This is a genomic window from Limosilactobacillus albertensis, from assembly GCF_014145555.1.
GTDB classification, from domain to species: domain Bacteria; phylum Bacillota; class Bacilli; order Lactobacillales; family Lactobacillaceae; genus Limosilactobacillus; species Limosilactobacillus albertensis.
Genome location: NZ_JACIVD010000044.1, coordinates 1 through 19,293, shown reverse-complemented (window position 1 = coordinate 19,293; position 19,293 = coordinate 1). Strand labels below are relative to the sequence as shown.

Sequence of the window (19,293 nt, the reverse complement as noted above, 5' to 3'; positions counted from 1 at the left end):
CTCCTCTACCTAAGTAAATTTGCTTGCATATCAACTGCATCTTCATGATTATCCAGGTAATAACGCGGTTTAATATGCTGGTTGCGAAATCCTAAATTCTCATATAAACGACGAGCCGAGATATTATTTACCCGCACTTCAAGGCTCATCGAATGCAGTTTTAGATGACGGGCATAATTTTTTGCAGTCAAAATAAGGTACGTGCCAATTCCCTTATTTTGATAACTCGGTGTGATACCAATATTAGTAATATGAAGGTCATAATGGTACCAATCAACGGCCGTACCGATAAAGCCTATAATTCGCTGGTCATCCTCAATTACTAAATAAAGCCGATCACACGGACGCTGCAGCTCAATCCGAAAAGCAGCGTAACTCCAAGGAGCCCTGCCGTAGATCTTTTCCTCTATCTCCACTAAGGACTGTATATCAGGTTCTGATGCCATTCGCACTACATACTGATGACCAGAAATCATTACAACCCGGCGTGTAAAGTCAAGGATTGGCCGTTTATTAGGGTTCGTCGTATTGACAAACCATTCTTTAAACTTCTCGAACATAATTCTTTCTTGTTTCTCCAGGATGAAGTTTCTGCCAATTAGCTTCTGCTTCGGTAATCCGCAAATAATGAGGAACAAACGGATCAATTTCTTTAACCGGTTCTTCTAATTGACCAGCAAGAGCTAACTGGTAAGTCGATGGAATACTATAAGGGCGTGGTAATAAAGTCACATTTGGCGGTAGTTGATCATACTTTGTCCGAATTTTATCAGTCATGTGACCAACTAAAATAACCTGCTGATTTAACTGGGCAAGTTGGTCAAGTAAAACATCAATTCCTAAGTGCTGATCTTCTATTTTATTTACTAGCTTGCCATTCTCCCATTGGTAAGCACCAGCAAACACATTACCTCGCCGTGCATCAAAGAAAGGAACAATAATAGCTGCGGACGTCGGAACAACATTACGTGCTAACACTGCTAAACTCGACACCCCAACTAATTCAATTTCTTCTGTATCAGCCAACACCTTGGCAGTTGTAACTGCAATTCGTACTCCGGTATAAGAACCAGGCCCCTGTGCGACCACTACTCGGTCAATATCCGTTGGCTGCCATTGAACTAATTTAAATAGCTTACTAATTGCCGGCATCAAATAAATACTGTGATTTCGAACCATGTTTAGCGTTGTTGTTGCCAGTAATTGCTCATCCTCAACCAACGCCACGCTCATCGGGTGGTTAGATGTATCGATGGCAAGTATCTTCATTTCAATCAATCCTTTCAATCATCTTACATCTTATCATACTAGGTACGTTATGACTGCTTTTTGCTTTTATTTTGCTATTCTAAAAATAAAAAACGCATTAGCAGATATTCCCTGCCAATACGTCCCTCAATGTATTCAGCTTACCAGCTCCCGTTTTCGCCACTATCACCGCCATCATAACTGTCACCATCTGAATCATCGCTATTGCCAAAGAAAGCTAAAATTGCAACTAATGCAAATAGAATACCTAATAAAATTTTACCAGTCCGCTTTAAAAGCTTAACTGCTTGCGCTTTAGATTCATCATTTTGTGCAATCCTAATGCTGATAAAAATTAAAATTAGGGCAATTACTAAACCGATAATTGCATATATGATATACGATCTTGTGTTTTGCTTTTTTTGCCCTGTATTATTATTCAATTTATTACTCATTGACGATACCATTGCCATGACTCCAGTATCAAAGTCCTCATCACGGAAATTGTTTTTAACATCAGTAGTTAAAATTGTATCTAAATATCCTCGGGGAAAGATAGTTTTTAAACTAGAGCCAGTCTGTAACCGAACCTTCCGATCATCAACAGCAATTACTAACAAGGCTGTTTTAGTTCGAAAACGATGATTAGCGTAGTAGCGGTGAGCAACCTCGCCGATTGACTTGCCGTCAGTCGTATCAATCGTCAAGACAAAGATTCGACCTTACTTCAAATGGTGATTTTTATTATTTATCCGATCAATCGTCTTCTGTGATAAAACATCAGCCTGATCATCAACATTTTGCCCTTGATTTCGCATAGCAGCACTTGCTGTACTACTAGCAGTAAAAGCTACCCAACCTACTATTAAAACTACTGTAGCTAACAATAGTTTCTTTGCTAAATGGTATATTTTCCTTTTTTCCTCCCACGCAAAAAGGATGTACTAACAAAATATTCTCTGTTAGTACATCCCCCGATGTGTTATTTCAATTACTAATATTTTCTGCTTTTTTCGTTAATACGTCAAGCTCTTTTTCTAACTATGCCATGCCAGTAATTCACTAATCAATATATTTTGTTAATTTATTTTTTAATAAATAATCACAGCAAGCACAATTATCCATCTAAACTTTTAAAAATATCCAAAATCAGTCGATAAGCTGACTTCGGACATTTTTTCTCTTAATTTACTACTACCTTAAATTACTTAGTCACGATCGTCATGAGTAGAGTGCCACTTCCAAGCAGTAGCAATAATGTCATGAACATCATCATATTTTGGATCCCAGCCAAGAATGTTACGAGCCTTATCACTTTCTCATACTAGGTACGTTATGACTGCTTTTTACTTTTATTTTGCTATTCTAAAACGTCACTTACGTATAGTAACGACGAATAACTCCACCTATCGAATTACCATCTGTCGTACGAAATGTTAAAACAAAGATCCACCCTTATTTTAAACAAGGGTTCTTATTGTTTATCTGATCAATTATTTTCTGTAACAAAATATCTGCTTAGTCATTGATATTTTGGTTTCGATCTCACATTGCAGCACCATTAACAGTAAAAGTTGCACAACTTGCTATTAAAATTATTGTAATTAACAATATTTTCTTCATTAAATAATATCCTTCATTTTTCCTCCCATTAAAATTTAATCATGTTGTGCTTTTTATAAAAACACATTAATAAGTACTAGTACCACGCACAGTTAGATAAGCATATTAAGTAAAAAATGTTCTCCATTTAACTTCATATTCAGAAATAAGTAAAATTTTAAATATCATTTCAGGAAAATTAATAAAAACTATTTTATGATATCTATATAGAATATAATTTAATATTCTATTTTAGAGACGAATCTCTCTATTAAGTGTATCTTTATCTTTATATGGAAATAAACTATTTAAAGCATAGTTTTTTACTCATTATTTAGCGATTCACTCCATACATGCCATTTTAATAATTATTTCCATACAATACGCCATAACTAATTAGTTATGGTAGGCTAATATTTTTCTGGTGAAAATATATATTTCTAAATTAATATATAATTGGTTCGATTCCAATATTAGTCTTTCAAGACAGTACAATTCTAATAAAGGAAGGTGATAATTTCCTCGTTACAATTTCTTACTTAATGCTCAGTGTTTTAGTACTGTCTTGTTATTCTAAAGGTAAATCAATTAATGCCTTATTCCGTTTCAACTTGATACCTAGTTTGGAAGCTAGGTATCTTTTTATAAAAATCATATATCTTGTCGTATAAATTTACTTTTTAAGTAACTTTAACTTAATACCATTTGTAAAATTAAATTAGAGAATAAAAACATTTGTGATAGACTTTTGGATAGCCGCAAATAAAAGGACGAAAAATGGCCTACAAACATCTTTCCATACGTAAATTGACTCCTATAGCCAATTTTTGGGCATTAAAGACTCATATCCTCCTCCTCTATCTACCAAGTTTATTGATTCTCAATAACGTTATAAAATATTTAAACAATTTAAAAGCAAACGACATTGTAAAATTAATTAACCTGGTTATCGTATTTACCAGCGATATCATGATTAAGGAGCACTCAAAATACGATAATGCCACCTGTGGAATGTCAAACTTAGGTACCTTAATGGAACCTAAATAATAATAATATTTTACGCCATGAGGATCTCAGTAAATATTTAGAATTACGTAATTTCTTAGATAAATAATTACTCAGTTTATATTAAAATAGAATTCCACAAAAATCACTACCATATACCGGCTAAAATATTCTTAGATCATATCGCAAAGGAATAACTCTTTCTTATTTAATTTGACATCTCGGATTTTAACATAATTTTTAATAATAGCAATAAATTTTCATACGTCTAGATAGATAATATTTAGAATATGAAAATTTTTTAATTTCATTTATATATTTATTAATAATAAAATTTAAGTTGAATATTTAAGTGGTCAGAAAAAACATTAAGGGCTTTAATTGAAGTCCGTCAGAATTCGACTATTTGAGATAGATGAGGTGCTTTCCAGCAAGCGTAAAAGTTGGGCTGATTATTGTCAGAGTGATAGTCCATGACTTAGCAATCTTAAAATTACCGTCAACTCCATAGTAAGTTAAAACAATCACCATAGACCATGACAAAGGGTGCAAACTATTAGTTAATTAAGTGATTAACTAGTACTCAGGATTATTTTTCTATGTTTATTCGCCATATAAACGTAGAAATAATGAGAATCGGAATCGCCTTCTACGACTAGTTATTCCGAAATACTAGAATATTGAGAAACTGGTCCAAATCAACTAGCACATGACTTTTCGACCTCCTAAATATCTCAACTGACATTTATCGATCGAAAGTTATTTCTTGCAACCCACTATATTTTATAGGCTAATCCTAAAAAGGAGCATTTTATGTCAAATAATAATCAAAAAACTTTCCACATTCATAATTTAATTAAAAAGTTCTTTATCTATTTATCAGGAATAATTATCATACTAATTTTTACACTTACAATATTGTTTTTTTACTATGTTTCTAGTGCCCCTAAAATTAGTGAAGATGATTTATCAAGACAAAACATTACTACTATTTATGACAATCAGGATCGAGTAATCTCAAGACTAGGTATTCAAAAAATAGAATATGCTAAAAATAACCAAATTCCTAGTACTTTAAAAAATGCTATTGTTTCAATAGAAGATCGCAGATTTTATAAGCATCACGGTATAGACTTAGTTCGGATATTTGGAGCAGCTGTTTCTAATATTTTTGGTCATTCTTCAGGCATGCAAGGAGGAAGTACCCTTACCCAACAACTTGTTAAATTATCTGTTTTTTCTACCGCGGATTCAGATAGGACCTTTAAAAGGAAGGCACAGGAAGCATGGCTTGCTATTAATGTAGAACGTCATTTTACTAAATCACAAATTCTCGATTTTTATATTAATAAAGCTTATATGGGAAATGGAATTTACGGAATGCAAACTGCCGCGCAATATTACTATGGAAAAGACCTCATGGAGTTAAATCTTTCGGAACTTGCTCTTCTCGCTGGAATGCCCCAATCACCGACATATTATAATCCGGCAACGGGAAATCTGAAATATGCTACAAATAGACGAAATGAAGTATTAAACGCAATGGTTCGCAATAAATATATAACTCAAGGAGAAGCTAAACAAGCTAGTCATGAAAGTATTACTTCTGGTCTCGATCCCAATCACGGAAATGTTTCGAGTAGTGATCCAAATGTTAAGGAAAAATTTATTGACTCATACATTAAAGAAATTTTAGATGAATTACAAGCACAAGGCTATAATCCGTATAAAGATGGTCTTAAAGTTCATACAAACCTCGATCTAAACGCTCAACTATATCTTTACACAGCAGCAAATAAACTTGTCCCATTCCAAAATAATAAAATGCAAACTGGGATAGCTATTATCAACCCTCATAATGGCAAAATCATTGCTATGCTTGGAGGACGTCATACGGGAAATATCATGTATGGTCTAAATCGTGCAGTCCAAACTAATCGTAGTTCTGGTTCTACAGCTAAGCCTATAATGGATTATGGTCCTGCCATTGAGTATCTTGACTGGCCAACTTTTAAAACTGTTCAGGATAATTATTTTACTTTTCCTGGAACACATACTGTTCTTTACGATTTCGATAAGAAGTATAAAGGTGCCATGACAATGCGTGATGCATTAATTCAGTCAAGAAACGTTCCTGCTATTCGTTCTTTGCAAGAAGTCGGTCTTAAGAAATCCACTATTTTCCTTAAAAAGCTAGGAATTTCACAGAAAGAACCCTATACACTTCAAAATGGTATTGCACTATATATTTCGCCCCTACAAGTTGCAGCTGCTTATGCTGCCTTTGCAAATGGCGGTATATACTACAAGCCGTATTATATTAATTCAATTACTACTCAAGATGGTAAAACCAAAAGATTTAGTCCAAATGGAAAAAGAGCAATGAAAGAATCTACTGCATATATGATTACCGATATGTTAAAAGGTGTATTTTCTGATCCAGAGGGTAGTGGAACTGTTGCACAAATTAGTGGTGTAAATCAAGCTGGTAAAACTGGAACAACTAATTATCCTAAAGATTCTAAGAAATCTGGTGTAATGGACTCTTGGATGGTTGGATATACAAAAAATTATTCAATTGCAGTTTGGACTGGATATGATCACCCATTTCAACCTGGTAGTAGTATCTCTGAACGATATACGAAATCTTCTCAACTATTATATAGAGCTATTATGAAGTATCTAGACTATCAAAATCATGCTCAAGACTGGATCATGCCAAATAACGTTCAGGCTATTAAAGTTAATAATAAGCGTCAATTAGCCATTTATGGCTCTAAATGGGCAAATTCTACTGAAAATAACTATAATTTAAAACCATATTCTAATAATTCAAATATGTTTTCTTCTTCACCTTCTTTCAGACCTAAAGAAAATATAAATGAACATTCTATAAAAGATAATCAAAACAGCTTTCCATCTTCATATACCTCTTCATCTAATACAACCTCTTCATCTACTTCAAACTCAACATCTGAGCGGATTAATAAACCAATAGAACAATATCCAAATAATAATAATATAACAGTAAGATAAATTTCGTTGTTCTGATTTATATATTATCTAAAAATTTAAAAGCGCGAAATTATAATAATTTACCGATCTCTAGTTGGTACACAAATTTAAATCTCGCCGACTAAATTGGTCTAGTTGGAATCGTCATCTGTGACGGTTCTTTTTAGTTGTTTTTAATTTGTTGCCCAACAATCTAAAAGAATCCTGGCCTTAAGAGTCATAAAATAGCAATATCTGTAGAGGCGGAAGTAAAATGTTATAGTTAGGACACTGAAATCGCTAAGTATTAACTACTAATATCAATTGCTATGCTCTAAACTGTATATATTTATGCTTACTTGATAAAAGTCTTATTTTAATGCTCATGATTAACAACTCCATAGTTGGGACAAGCTTGCGGGGTATAGGAAAGTGTGCAGTAGATTTGTGCGACTCGGACCTTTTTGATTACTTTATATTTCAGCCAATGATGAGGAAAATTTAGATGAGGGTCTGTTAAATTGAGAAGAGTTCTTGTATCTTATCCATGGAGTTTACCTTCTTTTCTATGTTATTTGGCGATCTCATTATATCAGAGGGTGAACCTCTTTTTTATTTTAAAAAATTAAAAATCTGATATTGATATAGAAAGTAATATTTCTATATCAACACCAGATATTGTAGAGCGCGATAAATTACCATAATCCTGCTCTTTTAATTATTTAATTTTTTTATGCATATTATTATATAATTTGTTATTATTGGATAAATAATTGTTAATAAGTTATTTACAGCAACAGATTTATAATCAAACTTATCCAACATATTAAAAAGTTCTTGTTTATAATGTTTTAAAATATACTTTTTTTCTTTTTTGAAAGAATTCCTATATTTCCGTTTAAATTCTTATTAATCTCCCAAAAGTCCCAAGTAGATAAATCTATTACAAAAAAAGAGGCTCTATCATTAATAATATCATTTAATCTACTAAAAGGAGTAAATAAGGCCTGTTCTAGAAAATCTTCATCACGTTTTAGTCTAGATAGTATCCAAGTTAATAAAGCTTTTTTTAATTCTGTATCATTAATTGTAAGGTTAAGTTCTTTATTAACTTGAAAAACCTGATAAGATAAATTATGTAATGATTCGTTAAGTATACCAGAAAGAAAGTAAGATTTTTGTTCTTTACTTAAACCAGTATATACTATATTAATATTTTTCATACTATACTCCTTTAAATTTATAATTTAGTAAACCGTTTTAGTTGCTTATTGATTCATCACTAGCTTTACTAATACTTTCAGTATTGGTAGGTTCTCTACTAGAACTGCTACTAGTAGTTATTGAGCTTTGAATATTCTGAGAACTTTCTTGATTAGTTTTTTGACTAGAACTACTAGTAGTTCTAGTATCACTATCAATAATCTTTTTAGTAATGGTATTACTAGTTTGAACATTATTTCCTCTATTATTCAAATAATAATCTTTTTCTGAATTATTACTTTTTGTTGGATAATGATTATCTATTGTATTATTCTCATGACCTTTTGGATTTATACTTTGAGAACTACTCATTGAATTACTATTCTTAATTGAACGTTTTGATGAGCTTTTTGAAATATTATCATGTTTTTTAGTCCCAGATGATTTGCTTAGATGAATCTTAGTATTTCCTATAGGTAAGTAAGTATTATTCTTTATCTGCGCATAACTAAAAATTATATAAGTAAAGGTTATTATCATCGTAACAACATATGGCCAAGTTTTTTGCTTCTTTTTCATTTAATTACTTCCTTAAATTGTAGATAAGTTGCTGCAGAAAGCCATTAACTTTATATAGAACAACTTGTTAGTATAAGTATTCAAACTAAAGTCATATATTAATAATTTATGGCTAGTAATAAAAATCTTCCCACTGTTTATTTATTACTTTTCTCGTTGATTTATTTGACCATATGGGAACTTTAACTACGCCATCAATACTACCTCTTGAAATAAAGCCATACACTCGACTATCTTTAGCTATGGATCTATTATCACCTAAAACAAAATACATATGTGGTGGTACATGTATGCTACCATCAATTAGCCAACTATTCTCTATAGATATATTCTCAAGGTTCCAATTACCTATACCCTCATTAGTTTGTGATTGATTAATATAATCTTGGTTTATTTTTCTATCATTAACATATAAAGAAGCCTTTCTAGAATCGATTTTATCTCCAGGAAGTCCAATCACCCTACAAATTAATGGTCTGTTTACGGGTGTATGATGCAAATAAAATTGGGACGTATTTGTATTAATAACAACTACGCTACCATGATTAATTCTAGCATGTTTCAAATATAAAACATTTTGATTCTTTGATAAATTTGGCACCATAGAAAGGTCACTTACTTTTGCAATCCCTAATTCAAGAGGTATAGTCTCTAGAAGAATTATTGAACTCAAAATAATAATATAGTAAATTAGTGAATATTGTTTTTCATTTTTTAGCATATAATTTAGAAACTTTATTGAAAAAATTTTTTATTTTAGATGTCTTTTGTAGAATTTTAGTTAATTCCCTACTATTGATTTCTATCTGTTTTTTTTCATGGTTAACATTGGCTTTTTCTTTTACTAGCACAGTAACAGAAATATCAAAAAGTGTTTGATCTGGATAAATTAATTCTATGATTCCTTCTGAGTTTCCAATTTTTTTAATATCAGGTTTTTTTTTCCAAATGTACATAGTACCTTTAGGCATATTACTATGATTTTTTATAATATGATGAGGAGGTGGTATTATACCCACACTAGTTATCGCATTTATAGCAGTTGGAGTAGGGATATATAAAGGCACTTTGACTACTTGTTCAGAAGAATCAGGAAAACGTATAATAATTTGTTCTGTATGTCTGCCTGGAATTTTAACATCCTCAGCAACTTTAGTAACAGAAAGCCATGAAAAACTAGTATTCTTTGGTAAACTATCTTTATTTAAGATTCCCAAACTTGCTTCTGGGACATTGCCCTCATTTGCTTTTATTGTTCTCCCAATTGCAGTATAATTTTTAGCATCACTATAATTAATAACTAATGATTGAGAATTCAAAGCATCTTCTATTCTATCGGAATAGTTAATTCTAATAATTTCATAATGAGTTCTAATTAAGTAAGTATCTAATTTAACTTTATTTTTAAAAGCCCAGAAATATTTTACCCCATTAGATAATTGTTTTATTTGCTGATAGAAAAAATCTTCTTTTATTAGTAATTGTCCCTTATGAGTATACTCAGTAGCTAAAGTATTTCTTTTTAAAAAATTATTTATTCTTTCATTATTATCAATTATTAACAAATTATTATGTTTGGAGTACTTATATGCATTACGTATATAAATAGTATTTAAAAGGTTATATGCTATATGTTTTTTTTGTTTGTTAAAAAAATTACTTAAACTTAATAAGTTACTCTGATAAAAATAGTAATGTGCTTCCCGCTTAGTAGTAAAGATTATCTTATAAAAGAATCTTTGTATTTCATAATTTCCCCAAAAAATATTATCAATAATTTTCTGAATTAAAGTATGTGTGTCTTGAATAAAAAAAATAAATCTTTGGGTTATAGTTAATTTTAAAAAAACATTTTGCAAATTTATTCCTCCCGGCTTTCTTTAATTTAAGTAATTTTTTGAATGCTAAAAATGTTTATAAGATTTGGAGCTAAACTGAATAGTTACCAAGTAAACAACCAGAATACTCTATAATCATATAGATTACTGTTCAAGTATAAATGTAAACTAATTATAAAATCTAATTTTTGTATTTAAAATCTTAATTATCGTAATCAACAATATCAACAATTCCATTTTGTCCTTCCATAATAAAAAAGTCCCCTTACTGATGATAATCTCAGTATAGGAGATTCAGGATAACTAGGACTAGATATGAAATAGACGACTTACATAGCTTAACTTTCCTGTTGTAAAATAACTGGAAATGCAAAACACCTCCTAGAATTCACACTTTTATTATTTATAAGTGTCAACCCTAAGAGGTATTGTACGTTGTACGTCAATATATCCTTTATTTTTTTCTAAAACATTTAATTTCAAAATTTTTAGTTTGAAATTTTCTTGAGTTTTCTTCTTTTATAAAAAATCTATCTTTTATTTTTTTACTTTTTTTCATTAAAAGTAAGATAGGATTTTTATATGTAATTTCAAATACAATAGTTTTATTTTCATTAATTAAATTTTTCCTTTTCATCTAGAATTTCCTTTCATTAATCTAACAGAATCTTTTTGAGCTTATCTTTTATCTTAGTATTAGATTTTTTCTCATTATTGTTAGAATTATCCAATTTATTTTGTTTATTATTTTGCTTAGATTTTTTTTGAGGTTTCTCTGGGAATACAATAGTAACAGCGTTCTGTTGTATATTATTTGTTTCATTATTAATTTTTGTGTCTTTATTCTTAGTATCACTGTTCTGCACTTTATCAATGAACTGATTTTTCTCTTTTCTAGTCATAAAGATTGTATATTCTGAATATTTATCTAAAAATTTCAGTTCATTAAAATCTTTCTCTAAACTATATCCCTTATTCTTTAAAGACTTTATAATACCTATTATTGTATTTTCAGTTATTTTTTCACCAGTTACACCATAAATTTCTTTCTCTAATATTACTTTATTATTATCAACATCTATAAATTGTAATAAAATTTCAGATGGTTGAGGTATATATGAAATGTTTATAGATAAGTCACTCGAATTACTATTGACTTTAACAGCAGGAATGCTTTCTATTTTATATCCTTTTAAAGGCTCTGGTATAAACATTGGAAATTCAGAATCCGACCAGGTGCTCCAAAGATATTTATTTGTAACAAGATCTAATTTACCGTTTCTTTGGATAATAGCTTCTTGAGAAACATTTTCAATCACATTACTAGGAAACATTATATTAATTTTTCGTATAAATTTTTTTGTCTCCATAACTGTTTTTTCTCTATGTTGCATATAGACAAAAAATTCTTGTTTCTTTTGATTTGCGTCATATTTTCCTTTTACTGCACCCGAATCGGCTTGAATTATTTCAAATTGTTTTGATCCCACATCAAAAAGCGTATTCTTATAATCTTCATCATTATTTACCTCTAGTTTCTGGGTAAATGAATAATTAATTTTCCCTACTTTTGGATTAAGTTGTCCCTCATAAGAAGTAGGCACATCAACATAATAAATAAATATTGGTTGCTTTTTTATTTTATTGGAAATAGAAACAATGTACTCATCATTTTGATTATTTGTTTTACCAAAAACATAATTCTGAGGCACATTATTCTTTACTAATGAATATCCTTCTTTTTTTAATTCTTTTAATTCTAAATCTACTGAATAATTTAAAGGCTCGCCTGTATAGCCAATAATTTTATAGGATCTAATAACATTTTCATCCTGATCTATATATTTTATAAAAATAGTATTTTTTTTAGGCACGTAACTAACATTAATAGCTTGGTTATTAGATTTAACATTAACCGTTTCACTTTTAATATTATAAATCGTATATCCTTTAATAGGTCTAAAGTTTACCGGTGGAAAAACTAACGTATTCCAATTCTCCCAAAAAATTTTTTGGGTTACAAGATCTTTCTCTCCCATTCTTTTTAGTGGGGCTACTTGTTCTATAACTTGCATTGAACCGTTTGGTAAAATCAAATTTATTGTCCTAATGATATTTTTATTTTCTACTAACGTTTGCTTTTCATGCCTTAAATATACATAATAGTTTTTAATAGGTATTTCCCCATTAAAAACTCCATTGATAGCTCCATCATCATTTCTTTCAAGCCTATAATGAAAATTACTGAAATCCCAAAGCTTATTATTATATAATTCCCCATCATTACCAATTAGGGTCTGTGTACGTTCAAACAAAAAATTCTCTCTATCAATATCTTTTGTATTATTTAAATCTAAATCCACATAAAAAATTTTTATTTCCTGCTTATTAGATAAAATTTTCAAATTAACTTCTTTTGAAATTAACATATTATTATTCAAAACATCATTTAAATAATAATATATTCTTGCCCTTTTATCTGAAATCTTTTTTGCAAAGACCCGATTGCAATCTGTTTGCTGCTCAGAGTTATCTTCATTTAAGTCAAAAACCTTAACAAAGTTATCAAAGTTTAAATTTGAAATATTATATCCGTTTTTCATTACTAATGTATCTGCATAAAGAATTCGATGAACTTTTACAATCGGGATAAAGTGAGGAGTAACTTGGTATTTATTATGGACAAAATCATATAGTTTTGTTTCTCCATTTACAGTAGAATAAGAATAGTAAGGTGCTGGTTTCTCTCCATTTTTATCTATATCGACTGATAATCCTATATCTTTAATAATATTTTGAATATTATTAAGTGAATATATAAAATATCCTCCCATCCATAAAACATTAACATTTTCAGTATTAGTTGCTATTGCTCCATTTTCGTCTGGAAAATTAGTAATGATATTATCAATATCTGAGATTTTAGGCATTTGTTCTTGAATGTCTTTATCAAATAAAACTCTGTATTTACAAGTTCCATCTTGAATAACTGGAACAATTTTTTGATTTTTATAATCGTCAAGCGATAAAACAGGAGTACTTACTCTAATTTTTAAATTCGATGATGTATGTCTATCTGAAACTAAATCATAGATTGCATCTTTATTTAATCCCGCATTTATTAGTTTTTTATTTGATGCGAGTTCCATTAAAACATCTTTCCCTGTTAAATCATACAAAGCAAATTCATTAAAAGAAAATGTTGCCTTTTTATTATTATTTAATAATGCATCATTAAAATTGATGATTTTGAATGGAATATTAATATGGTAGCTACTATGTGGCATTAACGAACCAAATGCAATTATTGACGTAACATTTTCCCATTTAAAGTTTTTTATCTTAAGTAATGAATTTAAATTATAGAATTTATGAGTCTCTCCCATATAACTATAATTAATATTAAACCGTGAAATACGATCTCCATTTTCATCAGCAAAACTTAATCCATCAATATCTCTTATTCTAGATTCATCAACAACAACATGAATTGAATCATCATTAACTTTACAGTTCATCATAGGAAATGTGTATACTATTTCAATAGATTTAATATAGTCAGTAGTATTACTCAATAAACCAGTTCCTGTTAGCTTAGATACTTTTTTAAAATCTAACAAACTAGATACATAGTTTGCATTATAACGGCTACATAAAGATTGTTCTTTTTTACTATTTAAATTATTAAAATTAGATATAATAGTTCCGTGATTTATTCCAAAAAAATTATCATTTAAACCATGCTCATCTTGGTACTTAGGATTTATATATATAGAAGGCATCGAATGTATTTTATTTTCTAGATTTCTTTCATTTTTAACATTGTACTCTTCTATATTTAAGTCCTTATTTTTTATTTCCATTAACTTTTCTCTATAATGAATAGTATTTTCATCATAGCCTGTTGGAATATCTCCATTTAAAAAATTTCTAGTTGATAATCCTATTATAGGTAAATAATTATTTAGCATGAACTCACTCCTACCCACCTACTAATGTATCTCTTAAGTTAATAGTTATTGACTTTATAATACCTATAGGATATTACTTAAACTTTTCAACTACATTTCAAGATTGTTAAAATGTAGTAGCGCTAATTTTAATAATTTATCAGTTCTTTGTTGTTGATATAGATGCTCATATACCAAGGAATAATCTTCATTATTAGGGCTATTCTTCTTAGCAAAATTTCTTATTACTTCTTGATTGTCTTCACTTTCAAACTTATTATTAAAATTCTTAATAAAGTCATCCCATTCTTTATTAAAGTTTTCCATATCTAAATCGCTTATGAAATAGAAAATTGCATTTCTTACTATATTATCTTCTCGTTGTTGTTGATATAAATGCTCATAAGCTAAGCCTATATCTTCTAAATCAACTTCATTTTGCTTTATAAAGTTTTGTATTGTCTCTTGATTTTCTTCTGTATCAAATTCTTTATAAAATTTAATAAGAAATTGTTGCCATTTTTCATTAAAATTTTCTTCTGTATATTTCATTAATATGCCTCCACAATAAACTAAATGTTACAATACAACAAACACGGTTTAGAAATTGACTTTAAACATGCTCCAATTTTTTTAATGACAAATGTCTGAATTTGTACCTGATTTAAAATCCTAACACTATCTTTAACAGCAACAGCTTTTATAAACTCACATAGTTTATTATTTTTATTAACGTTATCAGTAAGTGCTGTCTCTATTACTAACTTTTCCTTAACCGAATCTACTTTAGTAATTATTTTTATAATATATGTAGACGATTTGTTTGATGGTAAATTAAGTTTCATTTGGTTTTTTTTAAAAGAAACAGTATTTAGTTTATCTACAAACATATCTTCTTCCACTACCGGAAATTGACATGAAATATTTTTTAAATATTTATGGTTCACACCAAAGCTTTCTGGGAGATTAACATTAAAGGTATTATCATATATTTCTACTCTTGTAGATTTTCTGTTTACTAATAATTCTTTATTATTATTTGAATTAAACAGTAATGTTACATTTTTTAAATCTAGATTTTTTGGTGTAATATAAAAAATTTCAGTTATGATTCCTTTTGAAAGGTTATAATCGGTTACACCTGATGAAATATGTGTTTTATTTTGAGAATACTTCACATTATAAAAAAACGAATAATTATAATTATCAATATTAATCATGCACTTTAAATTTTTAGTACTTTTAGTAACTATCCGTGAATTTACCTTAAAATAATAAAGTACCCCCCCCTTAATATTTTTATGCTTTTCAACATAATCTGTAAAAGTATAAACAGCACATTGTCTATCATAATCATAACTAAAGTTGGCTATTTTTCGTTTCTTTTCATCATAAAAGTTTAAATCTCCTATATAGGAACACATTAAATCTTTTGAAATTTTAATTGAAAAAGAATCGAAAGGTTTAGTATTATTATTTATTTTAAATTTAATGAGACATTCTATAATATCTCCTTCTAAAGGATTTAACGGACTCTTTGAATCAGTTTTTATGTCTATGCTATTTAATGTATGGCTAGTATATTGTAACATTTCACTTCTCCCTGCTAACTATTCTTAAACTTCACAAAATTAGTTAAACTTTTTTGGACATTTTCATTAAAAGAAATCGTGGGTACTAATTTTTGATTTTTATTACTAGTCGCATAAATTACTTTAGTATCTTTATTATAATTCTTAATATTTATTGTTTTTTGGTCTATAAAATACCCAGGAATATTCGGTAAAACTTGTGTTTTCTCCACCTTTGTAGGATCAGTTTCTGAAGTTCGATAAAAAAATGATCTATTTGGCAATAATCTTGTTCCATTTTCTGTTATTGGGATAATTTTTCCATTCCGTACATACTTAATTTCTTCAACTATATTATCCATAACAACATTTTTACCTGTACTTTGTTTTTTATCTGCATGGTAATTTTTAATAACCGGCGTAGTTACTATTTCATACTTATTTTTATTAGGTCTCCATTTTGTCTTCTGGATTATTTCTCCTGTTACATTATCAGCAGTAATTACTCTATCCCAATCAATAATTTGTAAATTATCAGTAGGTGCATTTTTTTCTTCAACACCTAAATATTTTACTTTATATGTTGTTTTACGTTTAAGATCTAAGTATTCCTTAATAACTCTCGGACCTTTGTCATAAAAAGGATTTAGCGGCGTTTCCAAATTAAAATGTTTATTAGTCATAAACTGGGTAGTTTTATGATTAAACGTTATCGAATAAACCTCTCCTTGCTGTAATCTGCTATTTTCAAAGCTATTAAAATTTAGCTCATATCCTTTTTTTTCATAAGCTGCTATAGACTTTGAAATTATTTTTTTAATATCCTCATTATCTTTATTGATATACGTATTAGCACTCATTATTGAATCTGTTACTTTATCAATAAAGTTTATAGTTGTTTTCTTTTTTATAGGTGCATACTTTATTTTTTTAATTAAATTTTTTGATGTATAAATTATTTTTTCAGTAGGAATACTTTCTCTATTAGGCGTATAACCAGGAATTTCTGGTGACTTTATTTTTTCAAAATTTTTGTAATCTGGATAATTAACACTAATTAATTCACCATCGTTCGCATCATAAATAACTGTAGGGTAAAAAGATACTGTTTGAACTAAACTTCGCATAATTGTATTATCATTAGAATTTACACACTGTATTGTTCTTGTGACCTTAGGAATCTTAATATCACTATTTTTTTCTTCCATATATAGCAATCCTTCCCTCTTTACAATTAGATAACCAGACAATAAGGCTTTATACATAAATTAAATATTTATATATCAATATAGTAATTTGCTTTTATAATATCTTTTCTTATATAATAGCATTGCAATCAGCTTATAGACCGATATAAAAATTTGCGAAATTGATATATTAATTTTCACAGCATCTATCAAAATTAATTAAGCATGTATCATTCTATAAATTTAAAATGATTGCTTAATCAATGGTATTTTTTAAATTTTATTTGCTACTATATTATTTATATCAGCTGATTACTGTTCTGTCTATATCTATTTTTTTAATAATATATATATCCCAGTAGATAAAGGAAATTTTATATTTTAAATTATTAAGATTTTTTTATATATTTACATTAGGAGGCTAATTTAAATGAAATACTTAATCTTTTGTCAAAAAAGTGGAACAAATAATGAGATTATAAAAAATGCTAAAGATTTTCTACCAATAAGACCGTCATTATTAAAAGACGTTAATAATTTATTAGTAATGAAAAATTCTAAATACATTGCTGAATTTATTATTGGAAATAATGTTATCTTTGATAGCGAAACTCTTAAGACAAAACTTGATCTTACTTTAATAAACGATTCATATTTTTGTGGTAAGAATAATAGTTTTGTCTTTTCATCATTGCTTACTATTAAAAAAAAGCAAGACCTCATTAGAAGTCTTGCTTAAAATATTTTAATTTAGGAGGAATAATAGTGAATAAATTAAAAACAACTCTAACTATTGGAGCTACTGTCTTAGGCATTAGTGGCCTTAATTCAATGGTAGCTAATGCTGATACTTTGCCTACAAATAGTAATAAGATTAATATAAGTAATAATTTATGTCCAATCTCTAATAAATCTCAGAGTACTAATATAGATAGTAGTGCTTTAATTAAAAATCAAACGAATTTTGAAACATGTTATTATCGATTATCTAACAATACAAATCCATGGTGGAATTATTCATGGACAATAAGCAGAAATAACCAGTATCAAAATAATAACTGGAGTAACCAGTATCAAAATAATAACTGGAGTAACCAGTATCAAAATAATAACTGGAATAACCAGTATCAAAACAATAACTGGAATAACCAGTATCAAAATAATAACTGGAATAACCAGTATCAAAACAATAACTGGAGTAACCAGTATCAAAATAATAACTGGAATAACCAGTATCAAAATAATAACTGGAATAACCAGTATCAAAACAATAACCGGAATAACCAGTATCAAAACAATAACCGGAATAACCAGTATCAAAACAATAACCGGAATAACCAGTATCAAAACAATAATAATAGAAATTATCAAGCTGTTCCAGGATACAATCTACCGGAAGCCCATTGGCCAACTAATAATGCTTCCGTATATATAAATTCAAATGATCCAATTATTAGACAAGCTGCAATAACTGCAATTAATAACTGGAATAGTACTGGAGCATTCCATTTTTATTTATCAAATAATCCATTGTCTGCTAATATCAAAATAAGTGCTAATAATAATCCAAATAGTTCATTTGATGGTTATACTCAAACATATTTTGATAGAAATAATCTTACCTACCACGGTCAAACACAAATAACATTAAATAATTACTTCTTACAAAACCCTTATTTTAATTACTCTTTTGGGCATCGTGTTCATACAATTATGCATGAATTAGGACATGCTATTGGTTTACAACATAATTCTTCTGATCCTTCATCTTTAATGTATCCAAATAGTACCGAATATCCTATTCAACCAAAGGATATTCAAGAGGTAAATTATATCTATCAAAATCATTAAAAAAGTTTTGCATAATCGCTTGTCCTAACTCCAGCACACCTTTTAAAATAATCTGTTCAGCTTCAAATAAACCGCCTGATTTCACCAAATTCTGCTCGATTTCTATTAAAATATTCATGAGGAAAGACCTGCCTTTGCTTAGTATTAGGGGTATCTGTCAACTGGTATTGATGGATATCAACACCTCCTACGAGAATGTGGGAGGTGTTTTTTTACGCAAATAAACAATCAATTCTTAAAAAGAAAAATTGCTGATTGGCAAAAC

At 28.8% G+C, this 19,293-nt stretch carries 17 protein-coding genes and 1 pseudogene; 3 read left to right on the top strand and 15 right to left on the bottom strand.

Translation table 11 applies throughout. The features are described from left to right. Positions 1–5: 5 nt before the first annotated feature. The 5 genes and pseudogenes from rimI to H5S41_RS11855 all read right to left on the bottom strand — a co-directional run. On the bottom strand, positions 6–560 hold the full coding sequence (gene rimI, locus H5S41_RS00850) for a ribosomal protein S18-alanine N-acetyltransferase (RefSeq protein ID WP_182601656.1): 555 nt from the start codon (positions 558–560) through the stop codon (positions 6–8). Beyond that, positions 544–1,269: a tRNA (adenosine(37)-N6)-threonylcarbamoyltransferase complex dimerization subunit type 1 TsaB gene (gene tsaB, locus H5S41_RS00845; RefSeq protein WP_182601653.1), complete on the bottom strand. Its 726-nt coding sequence runs from the start codon at positions 1,267–1,269 to the stop codon at positions 544–546. Before tsaB ends, rimI begins: the two co-directional genes overlap by 17 nt. Before the next feature lie 140 nt (positions 1,270–1,409). After that, the gene (locus H5S41_RS00840; protein WP_182601651.1) at positions 1,410–1,955 is read right to left on the bottom strand and encodes a TPM domain-containing protein; all 546 of its coding nucleotides are present in this window, start codon (positions 1,953–1,955) and stop codon (positions 1,410–1,412) included. A gap of 15 nt (positions 1,956–1,970) precedes the next feature. Further along, complete coding sequence (locus H5S41_RS00835) at positions 1,971–2,135, bottom strand: hypothetical protein (protein WP_182601649.1); 165 nt, start codon at positions 2,133–2,135, stop codon at positions 1,971–1,973. 321 nt (positions 2,136–2,456) lie between these two features. Further along, positions 2,457–2,564: pseudogene (locus H5S41_RS11855) on the bottom strand (UDP-glucose 4-epimerase GalE); the annotation flags it as partial. A gap of 2,104 nt (positions 2,565–4,668) precedes the next feature. Between H5S41_RS11855 and H5S41_RS00830 the strand changes: the two are divergent. Then, positions 4,669–6,891, top strand: coding sequence for a transglycosylase domain-containing protein (locus tag H5S41_RS00830; RefSeq protein WP_182601647.1), 2,223 nt, complete (start codon positions 4,669–4,671; stop codon positions 6,889–6,891). Between the two features lie 809 nt (positions 6,892–7,700). On the opposite strand, the gene H5S41_RS00825 is transcribed toward H5S41_RS00830, so the two are convergent. The 9 genes from H5S41_RS00825 to H5S41_RS00785 all read right to left on the bottom strand — a co-directional run bounded on the left by H5S41_RS00825 (position 7,701) and on the right by H5S41_RS00785 (position 17,198). Continuing rightward, entirely contained in the window at positions 7,701–8,072 is a 372-nt protein-coding gene (locus H5S41_RS00825) for a hypothetical protein (RefSeq protein WP_182601645.1), read from the bottom strand. A 37-nt stretch (positions 8,073–8,109) separates the two neighbouring features. Beyond that, positions 8,110–8,631, bottom strand: coding sequence for a hypothetical protein (locus H5S41_RS00820; RefSeq protein WP_182601643.1), 522 nt, complete (start codon positions 8,629–8,631; stop codon positions 8,110–8,112). A 112-nt stretch (positions 8,632–8,743) separates the two neighbouring features. Next, complete coding sequence (lepB, locus tag H5S41_RS00815; RefSeq protein WP_182601641.1) at positions 8,744–9,352, bottom strand: signal peptidase I; 609 nt, start codon at positions 9,350–9,352, stop codon at positions 8,744–8,746. Continuing rightward, on the bottom strand, positions 9,339–10,490 hold the full coding sequence (locus H5S41_RS00810; protein WP_182601639.1) for a Rib/alpha-like domain-containing protein: 1,152 nt from the start codon (positions 10,488–10,490) through the stop codon (positions 9,339–9,341). The genes lepB and H5S41_RS00810 overlap by 14 nt, the downstream gene beginning before the upstream one ends. Before the next feature lie 433 nt (positions 10,491–10,923). After that, entirely contained in the window at positions 10,924–11,106 is a 183-nt protein-coding gene (locus tag H5S41_RS00805) for a hypothetical protein (protein ID WP_153710979.1), read from the bottom strand. Positions 11,107–11,122: 16 nt separating this feature from the next. Further along, the gene (locus tag H5S41_RS00800) at positions 11,123–14,440 is read right to left on the bottom strand and encodes a mucin-binding protein (RefSeq protein ID WP_182601637.1); all 3,318 of its coding nucleotides are present in this window, start codon (positions 14,438–14,440) and stop codon (positions 11,123–11,125) included. Positions 14,441–14,530: 90 nt separating this feature from the next. Continuing rightward, positions 14,531–14,971, bottom strand: coding sequence for a hypothetical protein (locus H5S41_RS00795; protein ID WP_153710981.1), 441 nt, complete (start codon positions 14,969–14,971; stop codon positions 14,531–14,533). 20 nt (positions 14,972–14,991) lie between these two features. Further along, complete coding sequence (locus H5S41_RS00790; RefSeq protein ID WP_153710982.1) at positions 14,992–16,011, bottom strand: fibrinogen-binding adhesin SdrG C-terminal domain-containing protein; 1,020 nt, start codon at positions 16,009–16,011, stop codon at positions 14,992–14,994. Between the two features lie 14 nt (positions 16,012–16,025). Further along, positions 16,026–17,198, bottom strand: coding sequence for a mucin-binding protein (locus H5S41_RS00785; RefSeq protein WP_182601635.1), 1,173 nt, complete (start codon positions 17,196–17,198; stop codon positions 16,026–16,028). 409 nt (positions 17,199–17,607) lie between these two features. Here H5S41_RS00785 and H5S41_RS00780 point away from each other — a divergent pair, with 409 nt between their 5' ends. Then, a complete protein-coding gene (locus H5S41_RS00780) occupies positions 17,608–17,916 on the top strand; it encodes a hypothetical protein (RefSeq protein WP_182599013.1) in 309 nt (102 codons plus the stop codon). Positions 17,917–18,008: 92 nt separating this feature from the next. Beyond that, the gene (locus tag H5S41_RS00775) at positions 18,009–19,028 is read left to right on the top strand and encodes a matrixin family metalloprotease (protein ID WP_375139008.1); all 1,020 of its coding nucleotides are present in this window, start codon (positions 18,009–18,011) and stop codon (positions 19,026–19,028) included. Here the strand turns inward: H5S41_RS00775 and H5S41_RS12145 are convergent. Next, positions 18,976–19,146 carry a hypothetical protein gene (locus H5S41_RS12145; RefSeq protein ID WP_182601630.1) on the bottom strand — a complete coding sequence of 57 codons (171 nt, stop codon included), beginning with the start codon at positions 19,144–19,146 and terminating at the stop codon, positions 18,976–18,978. The genes H5S41_RS00775 and H5S41_RS12145 overlap by 53 nt on opposite strands. Positions 19,147–19,293 lie beyond the last annotated feature (147 nt).

Bases quoted from the DNA above. Each gene is read 5' to 3' on its own strand.
- H5S41_RS00805 (WP_153710979.1), bottom strand. From the start codon at position 11,106: ATGAAAAGGAAAAATTTAATTAATGAAAATAAAACTATTGTATTTGAA.
- H5S41_RS00825 (WP_182601645.1), bottom strand. From the start codon at position 8,072: ATGAAAAATATTAATATAGTATATACTGGTTTAAGTAAAGAACAAAAA.
- H5S41_RS00790 (WP_153710982.1), bottom strand. From the start codon at position 16,011: ATGTTACAATATACTAGCCATACATTAAATAGCATAGACATAAAAACT.
- H5S41_RS12145 (WP_182601630.1), bottom strand. From the start codon at position 19,146: ATGAATATTTTAATAGAAATCGAGCAGAATTTGGTGAAATCAGGCGGT.
- H5S41_RS00785 (WP_182601635.1), bottom strand. From the start codon at position 17,198: ATGGAAGAAAAAAATAGTGATATTAAGATTCCTAAGGTCACAAGAACA.
- tsaB (WP_182601653.1), bottom strand. From the start codon at position 1,269: ATGAAGATACTTGCCATCGATACATCTAACCACCCGATGAGCGTGGCG.
- H5S41_RS00775 (WP_375139008.1), top strand. From the start codon at position 18,009: ATGGTAGCTAATGCTGATACTTTGCCTACAAATAGTAATAAGATTAAT.
- H5S41_RS00830 (WP_182601647.1), top strand. From the start codon at position 4,669: ATGTCAAATAATAATCAAAAAACTTTCCACATTCATAATTTAATTAAA.
- H5S41_RS00780 (WP_182599013.1), top strand. From the start codon at position 17,608: ATGAAATACTTAATCTTTTGTCAAAAAAGTGGAACAAATAATGAGATT.
- lepB (WP_182601641.1), bottom strand. From the start codon at position 9,352: ATGCTAAAAAATGAAAAACAATATTCACTAATTTACTATATTATTATT.
- H5S41_RS00800 (WP_182601637.1), bottom strand. From the start codon at position 14,440: ATGCTAAATAATTATTTACCTATAATAGGATTATCAACTAGAAATTTT.
- H5S41_RS00795 (WP_153710981.1), bottom strand. From the start codon at position 14,971: ATGAAATATACAGAAGAAAATTTTAATGAAAAATGGCAACAATTTCTT.
- rimI (WP_182601656.1), bottom strand. From the start codon at position 560: ATGTTCGAGAAGTTTAAAGAATGGTTTGTCAATACGACGAACCCTAAT.
- H5S41_RS00820 (WP_182601643.1), bottom strand. From the start codon at position 8,631: ATGAAAAAGAAGCAAAAAACTTGGCCATATGTTGTTACGATGATAATA.